At 68.5% G+C, this 20,192-nt stretch carries 16 protein-coding genes; 4 read left to right on the top strand and 12 right to left on the bottom strand.

Annotated elements, in window-relative coordinates:
* From N5D30_RS13855 to N5D30_RS13820, 8 genes are all read right to left on the bottom strand, one after another.
* Positions 1-1,306 (bottom strand): LLM class flavin-dependent oxidoreductase (locus N5D30_RS13855; RefSeq protein WP_279909476.1); only part of this gene is annotated, 1,306 nt, incomplete at its 3' end.
* Entirely contained in the window at positions 1,303-2,703 is a 1,401-nt protein-coding gene (locus N5D30_RS13850; RefSeq protein ID WP_279909482.1) for an acyl-CoA dehydrogenase family protein, read from the bottom strand. The genes N5D30_RS13855 and N5D30_RS13850, both read right to left, overlap by 4 nt.
* Positions 2,704-2,705: 2 nt before the next feature.
* Positions 2,706-3,638 (bottom strand): ABC transporter permease, encoded by a 933-nt coding sequence (locus N5D30_RS13845; RefSeq protein WP_279902365.1) that lies wholly within the window; start codon positions 3,636-3,638, stop codon positions 2,706-2,708.
* The gene (locus N5D30_RS13840; protein WP_279909475.1) at positions 3,635-5,395 is read right to left on the bottom strand and encodes an ABC transporter substrate-binding protein; all 1,761 of its coding nucleotides are present in this window, start codon (positions 5,393-5,395) and stop codon (positions 3,635-3,637) included. Before N5D30_RS13840 ends, N5D30_RS13845 begins: the two co-directional genes overlap by 4 nt.
* A 55-nt stretch (positions 5,396-5,450) precedes the next feature.
* Complete coding sequence (locus N5D30_RS13835) at positions 5,451-7,598, bottom strand: TonB-dependent receptor (RefSeq protein ID WP_279909474.1); 2,148 nt, start codon at positions 7,596-7,598, stop codon at positions 5,451-5,453.
* A gap of 1,169 nt (positions 7,599-8,767) precedes the next feature.
* The gene (locus tag N5D30_RS13830; RefSeq protein WP_279909472.1) at positions 8,768-10,492 is read right to left on the bottom strand and encodes an ABC transporter substrate-binding protein; all 1,725 of its coding nucleotides are present in this window, start codon (positions 10,490-10,492) and stop codon (positions 8,768-8,770) included.
* A 14-nt stretch (positions 10,493-10,506) separates the two neighbouring features.
* Complete coding sequence (locus N5D30_RS13825) at positions 10,507-12,603, bottom strand: TonB-dependent receptor (protein WP_279909471.1); 2,097 nt, start codon at positions 12,601-12,603, stop codon at positions 10,507-10,509.
* A gap of 99 nt (positions 12,604-12,702) precedes the next feature.
* Entirely contained in the window at positions 12,703-12,882 is a 180-nt protein-coding gene (locus N5D30_RS13820) for a hypothetical protein (RefSeq protein ID WP_279909470.1), read from the bottom strand.
* On the opposite strand from N5D30_RS13820, the gene N5D30_RS13815 reads away from it, so the two are divergent.
* From N5D30_RS13815 to N5D30_RS13805, 3 genes are all read left to right on the top strand, one after another.
* Positions 12,881-13,567 carry an SDR family oxidoreductase gene (locus tag N5D30_RS13815; RefSeq protein ID WP_279909469.1) on the top strand — a complete coding sequence of 229 codons (687 nt, stop codon included), beginning with the start codon at positions 12,881-12,883 and terminating at the stop codon, positions 13,565-13,567. The two genes, N5D30_RS13820 and N5D30_RS13815, sit on opposite strands and share 2 nt — an antisense overlap.
* 128 nt (positions 13,568-13,695) lie before the next feature.
* On the top strand, positions 13,696-14,109 hold the full coding sequence (locus tag N5D30_RS13810) for a DUF2000 domain-containing protein (RefSeq protein WP_279909468.1): 414 nt from the start codon (positions 13,696-13,698) through the stop codon (positions 14,107-14,109).
* Positions 14,110-14,135: 26 nt separating this feature from the next.
* Entirely contained in the window at positions 14,136-14,750 is a 615-nt protein-coding gene (locus N5D30_RS13805; RefSeq protein ID WP_279909467.1) for a LysE family translocator, read from the top strand.
* Here N5D30_RS13805 and N5D30_RS13800 read toward each other — a convergent pair.
* Positions 14,728-15,624 carry a LysR family transcriptional regulator gene (locus tag N5D30_RS13800; RefSeq protein ID WP_279909466.1) on the bottom strand — a complete coding sequence of 299 codons (897 nt, stop codon included), beginning with the start codon at positions 15,622-15,624 and terminating at the stop codon, positions 14,728-14,730. The two genes, N5D30_RS13805 and N5D30_RS13800, sit on opposite strands and share 23 nt — an antisense overlap.
* Before the next feature lie 13 nt (positions 15,625-15,637).
* Positions 15,638-17,830, bottom strand: coding sequence for a bifunctional 23S rRNA (guanine(2069)-N(7))-methyltransferase RlmK/23S rRNA (guanine(2445)-N(2))-methyltransferase RlmL (rlmKL, locus tag N5D30_RS13795; RefSeq protein ID WP_279909465.1), 2,193 nt, complete (start codon positions 17,828-17,830; stop codon positions 15,638-15,640).
* 396 nt (positions 17,831-18,226) lie between these two features.
* Here rlmKL and rmf point away from each other — a divergent pair, with 396 nt between their 5' ends.
* Positions 18,227-18,442, top strand: coding sequence for a ribosome modulation factor (rmf, locus tag N5D30_RS13790; protein ID WP_192319738.1), 216 nt, complete (start codon positions 18,227-18,229; stop codon positions 18,440-18,442).
* Between the two features lie 302 nt (positions 18,443-18,744).
* On the opposite strand, the gene N5D30_RS13785 is transcribed toward rmf, so the two are convergent.
* Both N5D30_RS13785 and N5D30_RS13780 read right to left on the bottom strand, forming a co-directional pair.
* Positions 18,745-19,770: a quinone-dependent dihydroorotate dehydrogenase gene (locus N5D30_RS13785; protein WP_279909464.1), complete on the bottom strand. Its 1,026-nt coding sequence runs from the start codon at positions 19,768-19,770 to the stop codon at positions 18,745-18,747.
* Positions 19,771-19,882: 112 nt separating this feature from the next.
* Positions 19,883-20,104 (bottom strand): DUF2835 domain-containing protein, encoded by a 222-nt coding sequence (locus N5D30_RS13780; protein ID WP_220814026.1) that lies wholly within the window; start codon positions 20,102-20,104, stop codon positions 19,883-19,885.
* Between the last annotated feature and the right edge of the window lie 88 nt (positions 20,105-20,192).

The following is a 20,192-nucleotide window of genomic DNA, read 5'->3' as shown; positions in this document are numbered from 1 at the left end:
GCGGGTGCGGCAGGCCCAGGTGGTCGCGCAGGGTGCGACCGCTGTATTCGTGGCGGAAAACCCCACGCTTGCGCAGCAGTGGCACCACCTCGTCGACGAAGCTCTCGACGCCGGAGGGGAAGCTGTCCGGCATGATGTTGAAGCCGTCGGCGGCACCGGCCAGGAACCATTCCTCCAGGGTGTCGGCGACCTGCTCCGGCGTGCCGACGATCAGCCGGTGGCCGACTAGGATGCGTCGCGACAGCTCGCGCACGCTGAGCTTCTCGCGCCGCGCCAGGTTCAATTGCGCCTCGAGGAAGCCGTGGGAACCCTTGAACTCGCTGACCGGGCCGATGCGCTGCCAGGGCAGCTCGGCGTCCAGGTCCAGCTCGTCCAGCGGGATGCCGATGCGGAAGGCGATCTGCTGGACCAGGCTGCTCTCGCCCAGGTAGTCGTTGAGCCGGTCGAAGCGCGCCCGGGCCTCGGCCTCGGTGCTGCCGATCACGGTGGACAGGCCGGGCATGATCTTCAGGTGGTCCGGGTTGCGGCCCCAGGCGCGGGCGCGGCTCTTCATCTCTTGGTAGAACGCTTGGCCGTCGGCCAGGGTGGTCTGGGTGGTGAAGATGGCGTCGGCGTAACGCGAGCCGAGCGCCTTGCCGCCCTCGGACGAGCCAGCCTGGACGATCACCGGGCGGCCTTGCGGCGAGCGCGGCACGTTGAGCGGCCCGCGCACCGAGAAGTGCTTGCCGACGAAGTCGATGGTGTGGACCTTGGCCGGGTCGGCGAACACGCCGCGCGCGGCGTCGCCGACGATGGCGTCGTCCTCCCAGCTGTCCCACAGCTTCTGCACCACCTCGACGAATTCCTCGGCGCGGCCGTAGCGCTCGGCATGCAGCGCCGAACCCGCCTGGCCGAAGTTCTGCGCAGCGGCGTCGTTGTAGGTGGTGACCACGTTCCAGGCCGCACGCCCGCCGCTGACGTGGTCCACCGAGGCCAGGCGCCGGGCCAGGTTGAACGGCTCGTTGAAGGTGCTGGAGGCGGTGGCGATCACGCCGATGTGGCGGGTCGCCAGGGCGATGGCGGTGAGCAGCACGGTCGGCTCCAGCCGGCCCGAGGGCTGGCGGGACACGTCGCCGGCCAGCGCCGGGCCGTCGGCCAGGAAGATCGCGTCCAGGGTGCCGCGCTCGGACACCTTGGCGATGTGGGTGAAGTAGTCGAGATCGGTCAGCGCATGGGCCGGCGCCTCGCCGGTGCGCCAGGCCGCGGCGTGGGCGCCGAAGCCGAGGATGTTCATGCCGATGCTCATCTGCCGCTTGCCGCCGCTCATGCCAGGTCCCCCTCGTTGACCGCCGGTTGCACCGGCTGCGCCGGGTCCTTCGCCTTGGCCTCGGCGAAGCGCTCGGCCCAGGCTTTGCTCGGCACGGTGCCGTTGAGGTAGTAGTCGCCCAGGTAGGCCTCGCGCAGGATCGCCGGGTTGTGCGAAGCCAGGGTGCGCGCGTTGCGCCAGTGCCGGTCGAGACGCCGCGCGGCGCTGGCGGCAGAGGCGCCGCCGACCTCGAACAACAGGGTGGTGGCCTCCAGCACCTGGCCGATGACGATCTGCTGCGCCTGGAAGGTGCGAATGTCGGCCTCGGCGTACTGCTCGGCCGTGGCGGTGCCGGCCAGCCAGGCGTGCCACAGCTGGTCCAGGCTGCGCGAGACCTTCTCGACCAGCGCCTCGCTGGCGAAGGCCAGGCTCGACAGGCGGCCGACCACCCGCTGTACCAGCGGGTCGTGGCGCGGGCTGGACTGGCCCGGAATGCCGAAGGTGCGGGTGCGGCCCTGGACGAAGGCGATGGCGTCGCGCTGCACGGCGCGGGCGATGCCGGCCAGGGTGGCCAGGTGGACCTGCTGGTAGAAGGCGCTGATGTAGGAATCGGTCCGTCCCTCGCCCAGCTTGAAGCGGCGGAATATCTGTTCCTCGCCGACCTCGACCCGCTCGAAGCGGGTGGTGCCGCTGGCGGTCAGGCGCTGGCCGAAGCCGTCCCAGTCGTCCAGGCGGGTGACGCCGGGCGCGGTGGTCGGCACGGCGATGGCCACGTGCTCGTCGCCCTGGTTGGCCGACACGGCGATCCAGTCGGCGTAGAGGGTGCCGGTGCAGTAGTACTTCTCGCCGTCGAGCAGCCAGCGTTCGCCGTCCTCGGTCAGGTTGACGCTGTTGCCGGTGGTCTCGGTGCGCTCGGCCATGGCCGCGCCGAACAGCTCGCCGGCGACCACGCGCTGGAACCAGCGCGCGTTGCCCTGCTCGTCCTCGTCGTTGAGGCGGCCTTCGACGAAGCCGAAGTGGGCGCGGAAGATCTGCGGCAGGTTGGAGTCGGCCTCGGCCAGGCGGCTGACCAGGCGGAACAGCTGCTCCAGGCTGGCGCCGAAGCCGCCGTGGCGCTGCGGCACGCGCAGGCGGCCGAAGCCGGCGTCGCGCAGCCAGTTGACCGCCTCGTAGGGCAGCTCGCGTTCCTGCTCGCGGGCGATGGCGCCTTCGGCGATGCGTTCGAAGATGGGGTTGAACCGGGCCAGCAGCTGGTCGTCGGTGGGCGCCGCCACGGCGTCGCTGGCCGTGAGCAGGGTCTCGGGCTCGCTGAAGATCATTTCGGAATCCTTGACGATGTCGTGAAGTTGAAGCGAGGACGGCGCGCTGTCTTCGTCGAACAGCGCGCGCAGTCGATGCAGGGCGATCTGGGTGCTCATGCTCATCGCGCGTTCACCCGGGGATCGATCAGCGGCAGCAGCAGGTCGACGACCAGGTTGACCACCACGTAGATCAGCGCCGCCAGCAGGGTGATGCCGAGCACCATGGGCACGTCCTTGCCGTTGGCCGCGTCGAGCATCAGGCGGCCCACGCCCTGGCGGGCGAACAGGGTCTCGGTGATCACCGCGCCGCCGAGCAAGCTGGCGAGGATGAAGCCGGACAGGGTCACCAGCGGGATCAGCGCGTGGCGCAGGGCGTGGCCCAGGCGCACGCCGGCCTCGGACAGCCCGCGGGCGCGGGCCATCATGATGAAGGGCTGTTCGAGGATGTCCTCCAGTTCCTGGCGCAGTACCTGGGTCAGCACCGCCGCCACCGGCAGGGCCAGGGTCAGGGTCGGCAGCACCATGGTCTTCCAGCCGCTGGAGCCGGTCGGCGGCAGCAGGCGCAGCTGGAACGAGAACACCAGCAACAGCAGGATGCCGAGCACGAACGAGGGCATCGACGACAGCACCAGTTCGGTGCCCGACGACAGCGCGCCGACGTGGCGGCCGCGGCGCGCGGTCAGCGTGGCCACCACCACCGACAGCAGCACCGCCACCAGGGCGGCCCACAGCGCCAGCCACACGGTGGCGCCGATGTGCTCGCCGATGGCCCGGGTCACCGGGATGCGCAGGCGGTAGGACTCGCCCAGGTCGCCCTGGGCCAGGCGCCCCAGGTAGCTGGCGTACTGCACCACCAGCGGCTGGTCCAGGCCGTATTCGCGGCGTACCTGGGCCAGCGCCTCGGCGGTAGGCATCGCATCCGGCCCGCCGAGGATGGCCAGGGCGGGGTCGCCGCCGGTGACGTTGAGGCCGACGAAGGTCAGCGTCGCCGCACCCCACAGCACCGCCACGCCCGCCAGCAGGCGCAACAGGACCCGTCGCAGAACGATCATGGCCGCTCCTTGTCCAGCCAGACGCTGGTGAAGAAAGGCGTGTTGTGCGAGGTGTCGAAGATCAGTCCCTTCACGTACGCATGGTGGGCGACGATGTGGTGGCTCTCGTAGGACGGCGCCGCCGGCACCAGCTCGGTGAGGCGCCGCTGGGCCTGGCCGTACAGGCTGTGCAGTTCGTTCTCGTCGGTGCTGCGCCGGGCGCGGGACAGCAGGTCGTCCAGCTCGGCGTCGCGCAGGCGCGAGCTGTTCTGGCCGATCAGCTGCGGCGTGGAGATCGAGGCGCTGTGGTAGAGGATGAACAGGCCGTCCGGCGTGTTGGTGTGCCAGTAGCCGCCGCCCAGCGCCTGGTAGTCGCCGGCGTAGCGGCGGTCGGTGGCCTGGGCCAGGGGCAGCACTTCCAGCTCGATCTGGAAACCGATCTTCTTCGCGTCGGCCTGGATCGCCACCGCCACGCTGCTGGGGAACGCCGGGTTCTCGCTCATCAGCAGGGTCGCCGCCAGGCGCCTACCCTCCTTCACCCGGTAGCCCTCGGCGTCGCGCTCGCGCCAGCCGGCCTCGTCGAGCAGGCGTCCGGCCTCGGCCACGTCGTACTTCAGCGCCTCGCTGAACGAGGGGTCGTAGAAGTGCGAGTTGGCGGCCAGGAAGTCGCTCTTCGGCTGGTATTCGCCGAAGCCGACGATCCAGGCCAGGCCGTCGCGGTCCACCGCCCTGGTCAGCGCCCGGCGCACTCGCACGTCGTCGAACGGGAAGCGCTCGACGTTGAAGGTCAGGCTGCGGAACGGGTTGCCCTTGCGGATGCGGCTGTGCAGCACCAGTTCGGGGTTGGCGCGGATGGCCGCGGCGTTCTGGGTCGGTGCGTCCAGGGTGAAGTCGTGCTGGCCGGACAGCAGCGAGCTGTAGCGGATCATCGACTCGGGGACGAAGGTCAGCTCGATGCGCTCCAGGTACGCCGGGCCCTGGTGCCGGGTGGCCGGCGGCGCCCAGGCGTAGTCCTCGCGGCGCACGAAGGTGGCGCCCTGCTCGCGGGTGTAGCTCTCCAGCACGAACGGGCCGGAGCCGATCGGCCGCTCGGCGATGGATTTCGGGTCTTCGAGGATCTGCTTCGGCGAGATCATGCTCAGCCAGGACTGGGCCAGCACGTCGAGGAACGGCGAGTACGGCTCGCGCAGGGTCGCCTCGAAGGTGAACGGGTCGACCACCCTGCCCTGCAGGTACGGCGCGATGTAGGCCGCCGCCAGGGGCGACTTGGTGGCGGGGTCGCGCATGTGCTCCAGGTTGACGCGCACGGCCTCGGCGTCGAACCGGGTGCCGTCGCTGAAGGTCACGTCGTCGCGCAGGTGGAAGGTGTAGACGGTGCCGTCCGCGGAAATCTCCCAGGACTTGGCCAGCCAGGGCGAGATGCGCCCCTGCTCGTCCTGGTAGACCAGGCCGTCGTAGACGATCCGCCCCAGCCACTGCACGTTGCCGTGGGCGATGGAGTGGACGTCGAAGGTGCCGGTATCCAGCGTCACCGAGGCGCGCAGCACGCCGCCCGGCTTGCCCGGCCCCTGCTCGTGGTAGTCGCTGGCCGGGTAGCTGAGCAGGCCGTCGACGACCTGGCCGCTGGCGGGCGCGGCGCCGGTGCCCGCCTGGCCGGCGGTGGGCTCCTCGGCGGGCGAGCAGCCGGCGAGGATCAGCAGGGCGCCGAGCAGCGCGCCGAGCCGGCGCAATGCGCCGGCCGGCCTGCCGTGGGAGCCTGTGCCTGGAATTGGTTGCATAACACGGTTTCCTGAAAAGGCGGTGAGCGGCCGCGGGACTGCCCGCGGCCCGGGTTCAGAAACGCAAGGCCACGCCGGTGAACGCGCCGAAGCCGTCGCCCGAGTAGAGCGCCGCCGCATCGTTGCCGCGGGCGTTGTAGATCGGGCTGATGGTGGTGGCGTAGTGCTCGTCGGTGAGGTTGCGCAGGTCGAGGAACACCTGCCAGCGCTGGCCCGGCTCCTCGTAGCCGAGCTTGGCGCCAAACACCGTGTAGGACGGGGCCTGGAACGAGTTGGCGTAGTCCACCGGCGTGCTCGACGCCGTGCGCACGTCGACCCCGGCGTAGAAGCCGCTAGCGTGCTGGTACTTCAGCTCGGCCTGGTAGATGTGGCGCGACAGGCCGGGCAGCTCGTTGGCGCCGAACTCGTCGTCGTTGCGGTAGTAGAAGTCGTTGAAGGTGTAGGCCTGGCGCAGTACCAGGGTGTCGCCGCGCACGCCCCGCCACAGCTCGGCGTCCAGCCCCGCCTCGACGCCCTGGTGGATGGTCGCGCTGGCATTGGAGGTGGAGGTCACCGCCGGCGAGTTGCCACGCGCCGGGATGATCTCGACGTTGAGCAGCTCGTCGTGCAGCCAGCTGCGGTACAGCGCCAGGCTGCCGGACAGCGGGCCGCGCGCGCCGCGGATGCCGATCTCGACGGTGTTGCCCTTCTGCTCCACCAGGGTCTTGGCGTAGTTGTTGGTCGGGCCGGACGGCGAGATGGACCAGGCGCTGGGCGGATCGATGGAGCGGCTGACGTTGCCGAACAGCTGGATGTCCGGGGTCAGGAAGTAGCGCAGGCCGAGGCGCGGCGCGAGGCTCCAGTTGTCGTACTTGTAGTGCTGCGGGTACGGGCTGGTGTTGGCCCGGTCGGAGAAATTGACGTCCACGTCGCGGCGGATGTTGACCAGGGACAGGCCGCTGGACAGCCACAGGCGCTCGGTCAGCTCCAATTCGTTGCCGGCGGCGAACACCGTGTCGAACGAGCCGCTGTAGTTGGTCTCCTTGAGCAGCTTGCGGCTCACGCCGTCGTAGGTCTTGACCTCGGCGCGGTCGTGCAGGGTGTTGCTGAAGCTCAGGGTGGTGTTGCTCTGCAGGCCGAACAGCCGGTCGCTGCGCAGGTAGCGCAGGGAGCTGTTGAGGTCGCGCCACTGCCAGTGGTTGGGGATCACCGGGCTCTTCTTGCCGAGGATCTGGCGGTAGTTGTGGTAGACCAGGCCCAGTTCCACCTGCGAGTCGTCGTCGAGGGTGTAGGTGGTCTTGCTGCCGACCCAGATCGAGCCGTTCTTGGTCGAGTCGCCGCGCTGGGCGACGGTGGTCGGGTTGGGCTGGCTCGGGTCGTCCTTGAGCTGGGCCCGGGTCAGGGTGCTGGCGTTCTCGTGGTACTGCTCGCGGTAGCGCACGATCAGGCGCGTATCGAGCTTGGGACTGAAGCGGTAGCCGAAGTTGGAGACGACGCCCTTGGCCTTGTTGAAGGTGTAGTCCTGGTAGCCCTCGCGCTCGGAGTTGGACAGGCTGATGTAGTAGTCGGCGTCGTCCACCACGCCGCCGGTGCTCAGCTGCTGCTTGCGCCAGCCGAAGCTGCCGGCCTCGAAGCGGGCGTAGTTGCCCGGCGAGCTGTGGCCGGTGTGGGTGACCATGTTGATCGCGCCACCCAGGGACAGCGCGGTGTAGTCGAAGGCGTTGGCGCCGCGCAGCACTTCGGTGTAGTTGACGCCGGACATCTCCAGCAGCTCGTAGGGCGTGCCGCCCGGACCGGTCAGGGCAAGGCCGTCGAACAGGAACTTGGTGCCCTCGCGGAAATAGCCGGGCGAGGCGTTGGCCCCCGAGCCGCGGATGGAAATCTTGATCGCATCGTTGCCACCGGCCGCCTGGGCAATCACCCCGGGCTGGAACGCCAGCACGTCTTCCAGGGTGGAGGAACGGCCCTTCTCCACCTCGGCGTTGTCCACCAGGCTCGTGCCCCCGGCGACCTCCTCCAGCTTGACCTTGGCCTTCTGCGCCTCGGTCTTCTGCTCGCCCCGCACCACCACGGTCTCCAGCCGCTGCTCCTTCTCGTTCGCCGGCTCAGCGGCGCTCGCGCCCTGGCCCGCAGCCATCATCAGAGAACCGATGCCCACCGCCATCCACAGCGGACTCGGCTTGCCCTTTTCACTCACTTCCCCCATCAAAGAAACCCAGCGCACCTAAACTTACTCCTATAAAGACAAGGTCATGTCGATGAGCTTATTGTTGTTGTGTAGCTCTCTTGCCTGTCCATTTAGCAAGCGCCGTTCCAACTTATAAAAACTAGCAAAATCAGTATCTTGAGAAAACTCAAGAACAAACTTGAATTCGAGCCGGATAACAGAATGTTGAACAACTGTTTTTCGGCCAACAGTGTTTTCGGTTATATGCTTGTGCGCGAAAAACAGCAGGTGCTGTTTTATTCGCCAATAAACAACTGGAAAACACAAAGTCCATGCTCCGCCCAGGAGTGGGTTAAGGCCTGTGCCTAACCCACTTCTGCGCGTCGCGTGGTCACCGCTGGATCTGCCTGCTTTTGGATTCCCGCCTGCGCGGGAATGACGGTTTCGGAAGAAACTCCACCCCTACCTCGTCATCCCCGCGCAGGCGGGGACCCAGAAGGGGTCAGGGGCTACAGCAGGTAACGGGTACACCGCTTTTCATTGGCCATACCCCCGCTTCGGGTTGCAGACACTTCAGCTGCCTGCCCCTGGATTCCCGCCTACGCGGGAATGACGGTTTCGGAAGAAACCCCACCCCTACCTCGTCATCCCCGCGCAGGCGGGGACCCAGAAGGGGTCAGGGGCTACAGCAAGTAACGGGTACGCAGCTTTTCATTGGCCATGCCCCCGCTTCGGGTTGCAGACACTTCAGCTGCCTGCCCTGGATTCCCGCCTACGCGGGAATGACGGTTTCGGAAGAAACCCCACCCCAACCTCGTCATCCCCGCGCAGGCGGGGACCCAGAAGGGGTCAAGGGCTACAGCAGGTAACGGGTACGCAGCTTTTCATTGACCATGCCCCCGCTTCGGGTTGCAGACACTACAGCTGCCTGCCCTGGATTCCCGCCTACGCGGGAATGACGGCTGCGGAAGAAACTCCACCCCTACCTCATCATCCCCGCGCAGGCGGGGATCCAGAAGGGGTCAGGAGCTGCAACAGGTAACGGGTACACCGCTTTTTCATTGGCTATGCCCCCGTTGCGTGTTGGTGGCGCAATTCTGCTTTTGTGGAAGCGGCTGGGCGGCATTCCGATTGGCCGCGACATTCGCGGCCAAAGGCCGCTCCCACAAGGTATGCAGCGGCTCACGGGGACATGGCCTTTTCATTGGCCCCGCAGGCGCAAGCGCCTAGCGCCCTTCCTTGTCCAGCCAGGCCCCCGTGAAGATCGGCGTGTTGTGCGAGGTGTCGTAGATGATCCCTTTCACATGGGCGCCCCGCGCGGTCAGGCTGTGGTTCTCGTACAGCGGCACGCCGGGCACCAGCTCGGTCAGCCGCTGCTGGGCCTGGCTGTACAGGCTGCGCAGCAGCGCCTCGTCGGCGCTGCGCCGGGCGCGGCCGAGCAGGTCGTCGAGGAGCGGGTCGCGCAGGCGCGCCACGTTCTGGCCGATGCGCCTGGGCGAGATGATCTCGTCGCTGTGGTAGAGGATGTACAGGCCGTCCGGCGTGTTGGTGTGCCACACGCCGGAGCCGGTGGCCTGGTAGTCGTTGGCGGCGCGCCGCTCGATGATGTGCAGCGGCGGCAGCTGGGCGATGCGCAGGGCGAAGCCGATCTTCCTCACGTCGGCCTGGATCGCCACCGCATCGGTGGTCGTCACCAGCCCCTCGGCCAGCAGCACCTCGGCCTCCAGCCGCCTTCCCTCCTTTATCCGGTACCCTTGCGCGTCGCGCTCGCCCCAACCCGCCTCGTCCAGCAGTCGGCCGGCGGCCTCCGGGTCGTGGCGCAGCGCGTCCCGGAAGGCCGGGTCGTAGTAGCGGGTGTTAGCGGCCAGAAAGTCGCTCTTCGGCCTGAACTCGCCGAAGCCGCTGATGCGCACGATACCCTCGCGGTCCACCGCCAGGGCGAAGGCCCGGCGCACGCGCACGTCGTCGAAGGGAAACTTCTCGGTGTTGAAGGTGATGCCGCGGTTGGGGTTGCCCTGGCGGATGCGGCTGTCGAACAGCAGGCGGTCGTCGGCGCGGATGGCCGCCGCGTTCTGGGTCGGCGCGTCCAGGGTGAAGTCGTACTGGCCGGCCACCAGCGAGGTGTAGCGGATCAGCGGCTCGGGCACGAAGTCGATGTCGATCCGCTCCAGGTAGGCCGGCCCCGGGTGGCGCAGCTGGTCGGGCGCCCAGTGGTAGCCCTCCCGGCGCACCAGGCGGATGCCCTGCTGGCGGGTGTAGCGCTCCACCACGAACGGGCCGGAGCCGACCGGCGCCTCGGCCAGCGCGCCGGGGTTCTCCACGATGGCCCTGGGCGACAGCATGGCCAGGTAGGACTGCGCCAGGACGTGGAGAAACGGCGTGTACGGCTCGCGCAGGTGGGCGCGGAAGGTGAAGGCGTCGACCACCTCGCCGTCCACGTAGGGCGCGATGTAGGCGGCGGCCAGCGGCGCCTTGGTGGCGGGGTCGCGCATGTGCTCCAGGTTGACCCGCACCGCCTCGGCGTCGAAGCGGGCGCCGTCGCTGAAGGTAACGTCGTCGCGCAGGTGGAAGGTGTAGGTCCTGCCGTCCTCGGAGATGTCCCACGACCTGGCGAGCCAGGGCGTGACCCGGCCCTGCTCGTCCAGGTAGACCAGGTTGTCGTGGATCAGCCGGCCCAGCCACTGGGTATTGGTGTGGGACAGGGCGTGCAGATCGAGCGACCCGGTGTCCAGCGCCACGGACACCCGCAGGGTGCCCCCGCGCTGGCCCGGCGCCTGCTCGAAGTAGTCGCTGGCGGGATAGATGGCGCTGGCGGGCGCCGGCCCGGCGGCGCCCTCCTTGCGCCCCGGCTCGTCACCGCAGCCCGGCAGCAGCAGCGATAGCAAGGCCAGCGCCACCAGCCAGGCCCGGGGACGGCGGAGGTTTCCTGTGAACTCGGCGGTATCCTGCATGGCGGCGCCCCCGCTCAGTCGAAGCGGTACGAGGCGCCGGCGTACACGCCGAAGCCGTCGCCGGGGTAGAAGTTCGGCGAGTCCACGCCCTTGAGGTCGTAGGCGGTGTTGGCCGCCGTCGCGTAGTGCTCGTCGGTGAGGTTGCGGGCGTCGAGGAACAGGCTCCAGCGCTCGGCCGGGTCGTCGTAGCCCAGCTTCGCGCCGAACAGGGTGTAGGACGGCGCCTTGAGCGTGTTGGCGTAGTCCACGTAGTAGGCGGAGGCCGAGCGCAGGTTGAGCGAGGCGTAGAAGCCCTGCGGGTGCCGGTATTCCAGCTCCGCCTGGTAGACGTGGCGCGGCAGGCTGGGCAGCTCGTTGTCGCCGAAGGCGTCGTCGTCCCGGTAGAAGAAGTCGTTGAAGGTGTAGGCCTGGCGCAGGGTGACGCGATGGCCGCCGGCGCCCTCCCAGAGCCGGGTGTCGAGCCCGGCTTCGAGCCCCTGGTGGATGGTGTCGCTGGCGTTGGCGTTGGCCGTCACCGCGTCGGCGGTGGGCGTGGCGGGGCTGATGACCACGGTCAGCAGCTCGTCGCTGATCCACGAGCGGTACAGCGCCAGGCTGCCCTCGAAGATGCCGGCCGCGCCGCGGATGCCGAACTCGGCCGTGGTGCCCTTCTGCGGGTCGAGCGGACGCAGGTAGGGGTTGGCGGTGCTGCCGTGCTGCCAGGTCACCGGCGGGTCGATGGAGCGGCTGACGTTGGCGAACAGCTGCACCTCGGGGCTGAGCTGGTAGCGCAGGCCGAGGCGCGGCGCCACGTGCCACTCGTCGTAGCTGACGTGGTCGGGGAAGTCGCTGGTGTTGGCGTTGATCGAGTACTTGATCCGCGCGGTGCGGTCGATGTTGATCAGCGACAGGCCGGACGACAGCCAGTAGTCCTCGGCCAGCTGCAGTTCGTTGCCCAGGGCGAGGACGGTGTCCCGCGAGCCGGTGTAGTCGGTGTAGCGCACCTTGGTCCAGTCGCTCTGGCGGTAGCCGGTGACGTCGCCGTCGATCAGGCGGGTGTCGCTGAAGGTCAGCGTGGTGTCGCTGGGCAGGCCGAACAGGCGGTCGCCGCTGCGCAGGTAGCGGATCACCGTGCTCAGGTCGGTGGAACGCCAGTCCTGCGCCGTGGCAGCGTAGCGCCAGCCGTTGAGCAGCGGGTAGTTGTTGTAGCCGAGGCCGACTTCCAGCCTGGAGTCGTCATCGAAGGTGTAGGTGGTCTTGCTGGCGACCAGCGTCGTGCCGTCCTTGCGGCGGTCGGACAGCAGTCGGTTGTGGCTCGGGTCGTCCTCGATCTGCGCCTTGGTCAGGGTGCTGCCGTTGAGCAGCCGCTCCTCACGGTAGCGAACGATCAGCCGGGTATCCAGCCGGGGACTGAACGCATGGCCGAAGTTGGCGATGAAGTCCTTGCCGCGGTTGGGCGTGTCGTCCTGGAAGCCGTCGCGCTCGTTGTGCAGCAGCGAGACGTAGAAGTCGCTGTCGCCCGAGACGCCGCCGTAGCTGAGCTGCTGCTTGTGGTAGCCGTAGGGGCCGACGTCCAGGCGCAGGTAGGCGCCCGGCGAGGTGTAGCCGGTGTGGGTGACGAAGTTGATCGCTCCGCCCAGGGACAGCGCCGTGTGGGCGAAGGCGTTGGCGCCGTAGAGCACCTCGGTGTGGTCGACGCCGGCCATGTTCAGCATGTCTTCCTGGGTGCCGCCGGGGCCGGTGATCGGCAGGCCGTCGTAGAGGAATTTGATGCCCATGACGTAGCCCTGGTAGAAGGTGTTGAGGCCGGAACCGCGGATGGAGATCTTGTTGGCGCCGGTGCCGCTGGTGGCCTGGGCGAACACGCCGGGCTGGTAGGCCAGCACGTCCTCGGCGTTCTGCGCCCGCCCCCGCTCGACCTCTCGGTTGTCCACCACGCCGACCGCGCCGGCCACCTTCTTCAGTTCCTGCTTCGCCTGCTCGGCCTCACTGGCCTTGCTGCCCTGCACCACCACCGTCGCCAGGCGCGGGTCATCGGCGGCGTGGCCGGCGCCGGTCGTGGCCGCCAGCAGGCTTCCGAGCGCCCATGTGGCCACCCGCCCCGGTCGTGATTCGCGTGCTGCCCTGTTCATTCGCTCCCCCTTGCATATGTTGTTGTCGAAGATGCGGCGCATCCCTCGCCGGGTCCTTGAGCAACCCATGTGCCATGAGGTTTTTTCCTTGCGGGACAGTCACTTGCCGACGACGCCCAACAGTTGCCGATAGGCCTGGCGGAACAGCTTGCTGAAAGGCTGTTGTCCGCCGGACAAAGCCCACACGATGCCGATGGCGATTGCGCCGGCCCCGCCGACAGCCGCGCCGCCTGCGCTACCATGGCGGTTCCCCTTGCCACACACAGGAACCGCGACCATGCAGCACGTCCTCATCGCCGGAGCCTCCCGGGGCCTCGGTCTCGGCCTGGTACAGGCCTTCCTCGCCCGGGGCGACCGGGTCCACGCCATCGTGCGCAGCGCGGGCAACGCCGCACTGGCCGAACTCGCCGCGCGCCATCCCGGCCAGCTCCAGGTGCAGGTCTGCGACCTGGCCGGCGAAGGGGCGGCGGTCGAGATCGCGGACGCCCTGGGCGACGCCCGTCTCGATGTCGCGCTCTTCAACGCCGGCATCTCCGGCCCGGCCCACCAGGACGAGCGCCAGGCGACCCGCGACGAGCTGGCCGAGCTGTTCCTGGTCAACGCCATCGCCCCGCTGCGCCTGGCCAAGGCCCTGGCGCCACGCGTCGAACGCGACGGCGTGCTGGCCTTCATGAGTTCGCAGATGGGCAGCGTGGAACTGGCCCTCTCCGCCAGCATGCCGCTCTACGGAGCCAGCAAGGCGGCGCTGAACAGCCTGCTGCAGAGCTGGAGCCACTCGGCCGAGGCGCCGTCGGCCACGCTGCTGGCGCTGCATCCGGGCTGGGTGAAGACCGACATGGGCGGCGCCGGCGCGCCGCTGAGCGTGGAACAGAGCGTCGCCGGCCTGGTGACCACCATCGCCGCCCACCGGGGCGCCGGCGGCTGCCACTTCGTCGACTACCAGCACCAGACCCTGCCCTGGTAAGGCCCGGAATCAAAGACAGCCTTAGAGGATTGCCCGTTAATCCGCCGGGCCTTTCCCGATAACGTTGCGCTCACCGCCCGGCCGGCGAACACGGCCGGGCCCTCGCGAACGAGCCCTCGAGAAAGCCCATGCCCGACCACAAGTGCGTCATCGTCATCGACGAACACCTTCCCCTCGGCGTCATCGCCAACACTGCCGCCGTGATCGCCGCCAGCTTCGGCAGGCTCTACCCGGAGATGATCGGTCACGACCTGGTCGATCACCGGGGCCAGGCGCACGAAGGCATCACCACCCTCGCCCTGCCGATCCTCAAGGGCACCGCCGAGCGGCTCAAGCACATGCGCGAGCAGTTGCGCGAATTCGAACCGGAGCTGCTGGTGGTGGACCTGATCGACGCCACCCGCACCACCCGTTCCTACGAGGAATACGCCGCCGTGCTGGCCCAGGGCCCGGACGAGGCGATCCGCTACCAGGGGCTGGGCCTGTTCGGCGACAGGCAGCTGGTGACCCGGCTGACCGGCAACCTGGGCCTGCTGCGCTGAGCGCGCGGCTTTAGAGGAGATCGTCCATGGAACCGACCCTGATCCTGGCGATGGGCCTGTTCGCCCTGGGCATGTCCATCTCGCCCGGCCCGGTGAACATGGTGATCGTCGCCTCCGGCGCCAACCACGGCTTCCGCCGCACCCTGCCGTTCGTGTCCGGCGCCACCCTGGGCTTCACCCTGCTGCTGGTGTTCGTCGGCTTCTGGTTCCTCGCGGTGATCGAGCACTACCCGGTGTTCTTCCGCTACCTCGGGGTGGCCGGCTCGCTGTTCATCATCCACGTCGGCTACCGGATCGCCACGGCGCCCGCGGAGCTGGCGGTGGCGCGCGCCGACCGGCCCGGCTTCGTCCAGGGCGCCCTGCTGCAGTGGCTCAATCCCAAGGCCTGGATCGCCTGCGCCTCCGGCGCGGCGCTGTTCGCCAGCCCGCACACGCCGGCGCCGCTGATCGCCTTCGTGGCCATCTACTTCGTCGTCTGCTACCTGTCGCTGGCGGCCTGGGCGGTGCTCGGCGACCGCCTCTCGCTGCTGCTCGGCAGCCGGCTGCGCATCCGCCTGTTCAACCTGGCGATGGGCGGCACGCTGATCGCCACCGCCGGCTACATGCTGTGGACCCAGCTCACTCCAGCGAGCGGGAGCTGAAGGCGTCGTAGAGGCGGTTGATCAGGGTGTAGGCGATGCTGCTGGTCGACACGTTGGACGGCCACACGGCGTAGACCTTCAGCGGCTCCAGCGACCACTCCGGCAGCACGGCCACCAGCTCGCCGCGACGGATGGCCTCGTCGGTCAGGTAGTTGGGCGGCGCGGCCAGGCCGACGCCCAGGCAGGCCAGCCGACAGGAAGCCTCCACGTTGTCCACCCGCACGCCCGGGGTGTAGGCGACTTCCGCCTCTTCGCCATCGACGTGGCGGAACACGCGCAGGTTCGGCCGCATGGTCAGGCCGATCCACTTCATCGCGGCCAGGTCGCGGGGGTGGCCGGGCGGTGCGTAGCCGGCGAGGAATTCCCGGGTCGCCACCACCCGGCGCGGCAGCACGAACAGGTGGCGCGCCTTGAGCGAGCTGTCCGGCAGCTCGCCGATGCGGAAGGCGACATCGATGCCCTCGCCGATGATGTCGTTGCGGCTGTCGTCGCAGGCGATGCTCAGCACCACCTCCGGGTAATCCCGGGCGAAGGCCGCGATGTGCCGGGTGAAGTCGCTGTTGATGAACAGCGCCGGCATGGCGATGCGCAGGTTGTCGCGGGTAGCGACGGAGCGCTGCTTGAACTCGATGACGCCCTTCTCGTACAGCTCCAGCATCGACCGCGCCGTTTCCAGCAGGCCGGCGCCATCCTGGGTCAGCGACAGCTTGCGGGTGTTGCGGTAGAGCAGCGCGCAGCCCAGGTTCTTCTCCAGCCGCGACAGGTGCAGGCTGGCGGTGGCGCTGCTCAGCCCGAGGGCCTCTGCACCACCGGAGATGGAGCCGACTTCGGCGATCTTCGCGAACACGATCAGGTAGCGGATGTCGTCGATCATCGGCGGCGGTCCGTCAGCCCTTGGCGGTCAGGCGCCAGGCCCGGTGGATCTTCGGGTTGCGGGCGAAGTCCTGGTCGAGGGTCTGGCCGCTGATCTCCTCCACCGCGTAGCGCTCGGCCAGGCTCTCGTCGAGCTGGAACTTGCGGAAGTTGTTGGAGAAGTACAGCACGCCGCCCTTCGCCAGCCGGGCCATGGCCAGGTCGAGCAGGCGCACGTGGTCGCGCTGCACGTCGAACACCCCTTCCATGCGCTTGGAGTTGGAGAAAGTCGGCGGGTCGATGAAGATCAGGTCGTACTCGCCGCGGTCACTCTCCAGCCAGGCCATCACGTCGCCCTGCTCCAGGCGCTGCTTATCGGAGAAGCCATTCAGCGACAGGTTGCGTCGCGCCCAGTCCAGATACGTCTTCGACAGGTCGACGCTGGTGGTGCTGCGCGCGCCGCCCCTGGCCGCGTGCACGGTGGCCGTGGCGGTGTAGCAGAACAGGTTGAGGAAGCGCTTGCCGGCGGCCTCCTTCTGGATGCGCAGGCGCAGCGGGCGGTGGTCGAGGAACAGGCCGGTGTCCAGATAGTCGGTGAGGTTGACCAGCAGGCGCACGCCGCCCTCGTTCACCTCCATGAACTGGCCCTGCGCGGCCTGGCGCTCGTACTGCTTGGTGCCGGCCTGGCGCTCGCGGCGCTTGATCACCACCTTGTCCGGCGCGATGCCCAGCGCCACCGGGATGGCGGCCAGGGCGTCGAGCAGGCGCGCCTGGGCCTTGTCCGGGTCGATGGAGCGCGGCGGCGCGTACTCCTGCACGTGCACCCAGTCGCGGTACAGGTCGATGGCCAGGGCGTATTCCGGCATGTCGGCGTCGTACAGGCGGTAGCACTCGACACCGGCCTTCTTCGCCCACTTGCCGAGGGTCTTGAGGTTCTTCTGCAGGCGGTTGGCGAACATCTGGCCGCCTTCGGACAGGCGCGCCGGCTCGCTGGCCACCGGCGCGGCGGCGCCCTCCTCGCCGGCCTGGCGGCGATCACCGCGCTCGCCGGTGACGAACTGCTGCGGCAGCACCTTGAACAGCAGCAGCTTGCACGGCAGCGCGCCGTTCCAGAACGCGTACTGCTTGTGGCTGCGCAGGCCCATGCGCTTGCCCAGCTCCGGCGCGCCGGTGAACACCGCCGCCTCCCAGTTCAGGCAGCTCTGGCGCAGGCGCTCGCCGAGGTTCTGGTAGAGATACAGCAGGCTCGCCTCGTCGCCCAGGCGCTCGCCGTAGGGCGGGTTGCTGACGATCAGGCCGGTCTGGTTCTTGTCCGGGCGCGGCTCGAAGGTCGCCAGCTCGCCCTGGTACAGCTTGACCCACTCGCCCAGGCCGGCCCGCTCGATGTTGTTGCGCGCCGGCTGGATCAGCCGCGGGTCGGCCTCGTAGCCGCGAATCCACAGCGGCGGCCTGGCCAGGCCGGCGGCGGCGCGCTGCTCGGCCTCGGCATGCAGCTTCTTCCAGATCGCCGGCACGTGGCCCAGCCAGTCGGAGAAGCCCCAGCGCTCGCGGCGCAGGTTGGGCGCCATGTCGGTCGCCATCATCGCCGCCTCGACCAGGAAGGTGCCGACGCCGCACATGGGGTCGGCCAGCGCGCCGCCCTCGGCGGCGATGCGCGGCCAGCCGGCGCGGATCAGGATGGCCGCCGCCAGGTTCTCCTTGAGTGGCGCGGCGCCCTGCTGCAGGCGGTAGCCGCGCTGGTGCAGGCTGTGCCCGGAGAGGTCCAGCGACAGCACCGCCTCGCCCCGGTCCAGGCGCAGGTGCACGCGCAGGTGCGGGTCGACCTTGTCGATCGACGGACGGGTGCCATCGGCGGTGCGCAGCTTGTCGACGATGGCGTCCTTGACCTTGAGCGCGCCGAAGTGGGTGTTGTCGATGCCGGCGCCGTGGCCGCTGAACTCCACCGCCAGGGTGCCGGCCGGGTCCAGGTGCTCGGCCCAGTCCACCGCCAGCACGCCCTGGTACAGCTCCTCGGCGTTGCTTACCGGGAAGCGGCGCAGCACCAGCAGCACCCGGTTGGCCAGGCGCGACCACAGACACAGGCGGTAGGCCACCTCGATGGGCGCGAAGCCGCGCACGGCAGCGGTCTGCTCGCGGGCTTCTTCCAGCCCCAGGCCGCTGGCTTCTTCGAGCAGCAGGCCTTCCAGGCTCTTGGGACAGGTGAGGATCAGTTCGTAGCGGTCAGACATGAGGTATCCAGTAATCGGGCGCCAGCCCATGTGGCGGAAGGTCGCATTCGCGACCCTTCGTCGGAATAAAAGAGCCATACAGACGAGAGCCATTCGCAATGGCAATACGCCTGCCTGCCCCGCCGAGACTCCCCAACCACGCGGCCCAGGGCAATCGGCGAACGAAAAAAGAGTTGAACCTTATGGCTCCCATCCCACTCGCGTTACGTCCTTATGACAAAACGATCATTCACAGGGTGGAAGGCATTCGCTAGAAATCAACCCAGGTCGACACCGCAACGGTGCCGACGAGGTGGCCCGCCACGCCGGCAGCGGGCCCCGCTGGCAGAGCATTCTCTGCCCGGCCCCATCAAGGGGCCAACGGGACATAACAGTCAACAGTGAGGGCAACACCCTATGAGAAGACTTAAGCGTGATCCGTTGGAACGAGCATTCTTGCGCGGCTATCAGCACGGCATTCATGGCAAATCCCGCGATATGTGCCCCTTCACCCACCCCTCCACTCGGCAAGCCTGGATCAACGGCTGGCGGGAGGGCCGCGGTGACAACTGGGACGGACTGACCGGCACCGCCGGTATCCACAGACTCAACGAACTTCACGCCGTCGGCTGAATCAGGATCACCCCGACTTCACCAGACCGTCCCATCCGGGCGGTGGGCGAGAGCCCGAGGGCCCCTCCGGGGCCCTTTTTTATTGGCTATGTCCCCGTTAGTTGTTGCACGCCTTGTGGGAGCGGATTTATCCGCGAATTTCGCGGCCAATCGGAATGCCGCCCAGCCGCCCCCACAAGAGCAGAATTACGCCACCAACACGTAACGGGTACATTTGGTCATGCCCCCGAGACCGCCGTTGTAGAGTGCGCCGCGCGCACCAGCAAGCCCGCCCTTACATCGCCAGGTGCGCACGGCGCACCCTACGCCTTAGGCAGCGCGGCGATGGCGTCCACCGCCTCGCGGATCAGCGCCGGCCCCCTGTAGATGAATCCCGAATAGATCTGCACCAGGCTCGCGCCGGCGGCGATCTTCTCGGCCGCGTGGGCGCCTTCGGTGATGCCGCCCACGGCGATGATCGGCAGACGCCCCTTCAGCTCGCCGGCCAGCACCCGCACGGTGTGGGTGCTCTTGTCGCGCACCGGGGCGCCGGAAAGGCCGCCCGCCTCGCCGCCGAACGGCAGGTGCTCGACGCCTTCGCGGCCCAGGGTGGTATTGGTGGCGATCACCGCGTCCATGCCGGTTTCCACCAGCGCGCGGGCCACTTCCACGGTTTCCTCGTCGGTCATGTCCGGGGCGATCTTGATCGCCAGCGGCACGCGCCGGCCGTGCTGCTCGGCCAGGTCTTCCTGGCGCTGGCGCAGGGCCTCGAGCAGTGCCTTGAGCTGGTCGCCGAACTGCAGGCTGCGCAGGCCCGGGGTGTTCGGCGAGCTGACGTTGACGGTAACGTAACTGGCATGGGCATAGACCTTGTCCAGGCCGATCAGGTAGTCGTCTACCGCGCGCTCGACCGGGGTATCGAAGTTCTTGCCAATGTTGATGCCCAGGATGCCCTTGTAGCGGGCCGCGCGGACCCGGGCCAGCAGGTGCTCGACGCCGTGGTTGTTGAAGCCCATGCGGTTGATGATGGCCGTCGCCTCCGGCAGGCGGAACAGGCGCGGCTTGGGGTTGCCGGGCTGCGGGCGCGGCGTCACGGTGCCGATCTCGATGAAGCCGAAACCGAGCTGGGCGAAGCCGTCGATGGCGTCGCCGTTCTTGTCCAGGCCGGCGGCCAGGCCCACCGGGTTGGGGAACTCCAGCCCCATCACCTGCACCGGCAGGCGGACCGGCGCCTTGCACAGCAGGCCGTTGAGGCCCAGGCGGCCGCCGGCGCCGATCAGGTCGACGGACAGCTCATGGGAAGTTTCGGGAGCGAGACGGAACAGCAGCGCGCGGGCCAGGTCGTACATGGGCGGATCGGCTCGGATAGGAAGACAGTGGGAAACAGGGCGCGATTATAGCCACCGGCACTAGCCTCAGGCGAGGCAACGGAGTAATAAGGAGCGCCGGCCCCATTGATCGTCATCGTAGCTGGCGCAGGTCGAGCAGTTCCCCGCTCGTGCTGAACTCCAGCTCGAACACGCCATTTATGCCGTCGTGGCGCAGGAACGGGCGCAGGTGATGGGCCGGCAGGCTGACCTTGCGGCCATCGCGACTATAGAGCAGGACCCGGTTGGCGCGCCCCTGGTAGACGGCCAGGAAGCGTTCCGCAGGCAAAGCGATATCCAGCACCAGGCTGGGCATGGAGGCATCCTCGTAGTGATCGGCACCATTCTGCCACAGTCGGCGGCATCGACCGCCGGCTCCCACCCCCGCGACAACGGGCGCACGG

The organism is Pseudomonas sp. GD03875, assembly GCF_029840585.1.
Classification (GTDB): domain Bacteria; phylum Pseudomonadota; class Gammaproteobacteria; order Pseudomonadales; family Pseudomonadaceae; genus Aquipseudomonas; species Aquipseudomonas paralcaligenes.
This window is presented reverse-complemented; position numbering and strand designations above follow the sequence as displayed.

Bases quoted from the DNA above. Each gene is read 5' to 3' on its own strand.
- N5D30_RS13815 (WP_279909469.1), top strand. From the start codon at position 12,881: ATGCAGCACGTCCTCATCGCCGGAGCCTCCCGGGGCCTCGGTCTCGGC.
- N5D30_RS13800 (WP_279909466.1), bottom strand. From the start codon at position 15,624: ATGATCGACGACATCCGCTACCTGATCGTGTTCGCGAAGATCGCCGAA.
- N5D30_RS13845 (WP_279902365.1), bottom strand. From the start codon at position 3,638: ATGATCGTTCTGCGACGGGTCCTGTTGCGCCTGCTGGCGGGCGTGGCG.
- N5D30_RS13830 (WP_279909472.1), bottom strand. From the start codon at position 10,492: ATGCAGGATACCGCCGAGTTCACAGGAAACCTCCGCCGTCCCCGGGCC.
- N5D30_RS13840 (WP_279909475.1), bottom strand. From the start codon at position 5,395: ATGCAACCAATTCCAGGCACAGGCTCCCACGGCAGGCCGGCCGGCGCA.
- N5D30_RS13785 (WP_279909464.1), bottom strand. From the start codon at position 19,770: ATGTACGACCTGGCCCGCGCGCTGCTGTTCCGTCTCGCTCCCGAAACT.
- N5D30_RS13850 (WP_279909482.1), bottom strand. From the start codon at position 2,703: ATGAGCACCCAGATCGCCCTGCATCGACTGCGCGCGCTGTTCGACGAA.
- rlmKL (WP_279909465.1), bottom strand. From the start codon at position 17,830: ATGTCTGACCGCTACGAACTGATCCTCACCTGTCCCAAGAGCCTGGAA.
- rmf (WP_192319738.1), top strand. From the start codon at position 18,227: ATGAGAAGACTTAAGCGTGATCCGTTGGAACGAGCATTCTTGCGCGGC.
- N5D30_RS13780 (WP_220814026.1), bottom strand. From the start codon at position 20,104: ATGCCCAGCCTGGTGCTGGATATCGCTTTGCCTGCGGAACGCTTCCTG.
- N5D30_RS13825 (WP_279909471.1), bottom strand. From the start codon at position 12,603: ATGAACAGGGCAGCACGCGAATCACGACCGGGGCGGGTGGCCACATGG.
- N5D30_RS13805 (WP_279909467.1), top strand. From the start codon at position 14,136: ATGGAACCGACCCTGATCCTGGCGATGGGCCTGTTCGCCCTGGGCATG.
- N5D30_RS13810 (WP_279909468.1), top strand. From the start codon at position 13,696: ATGCCCGACCACAAGTGCGTCATCGTCATCGACGAACACCTTCCCCTC.
- N5D30_RS13820 (WP_279909470.1), bottom strand. From the start codon at position 12,882: ATGGTCGCGGTTCCTGTGTGTGGCAAGGGGAACCGCCATGGTAGCGCA.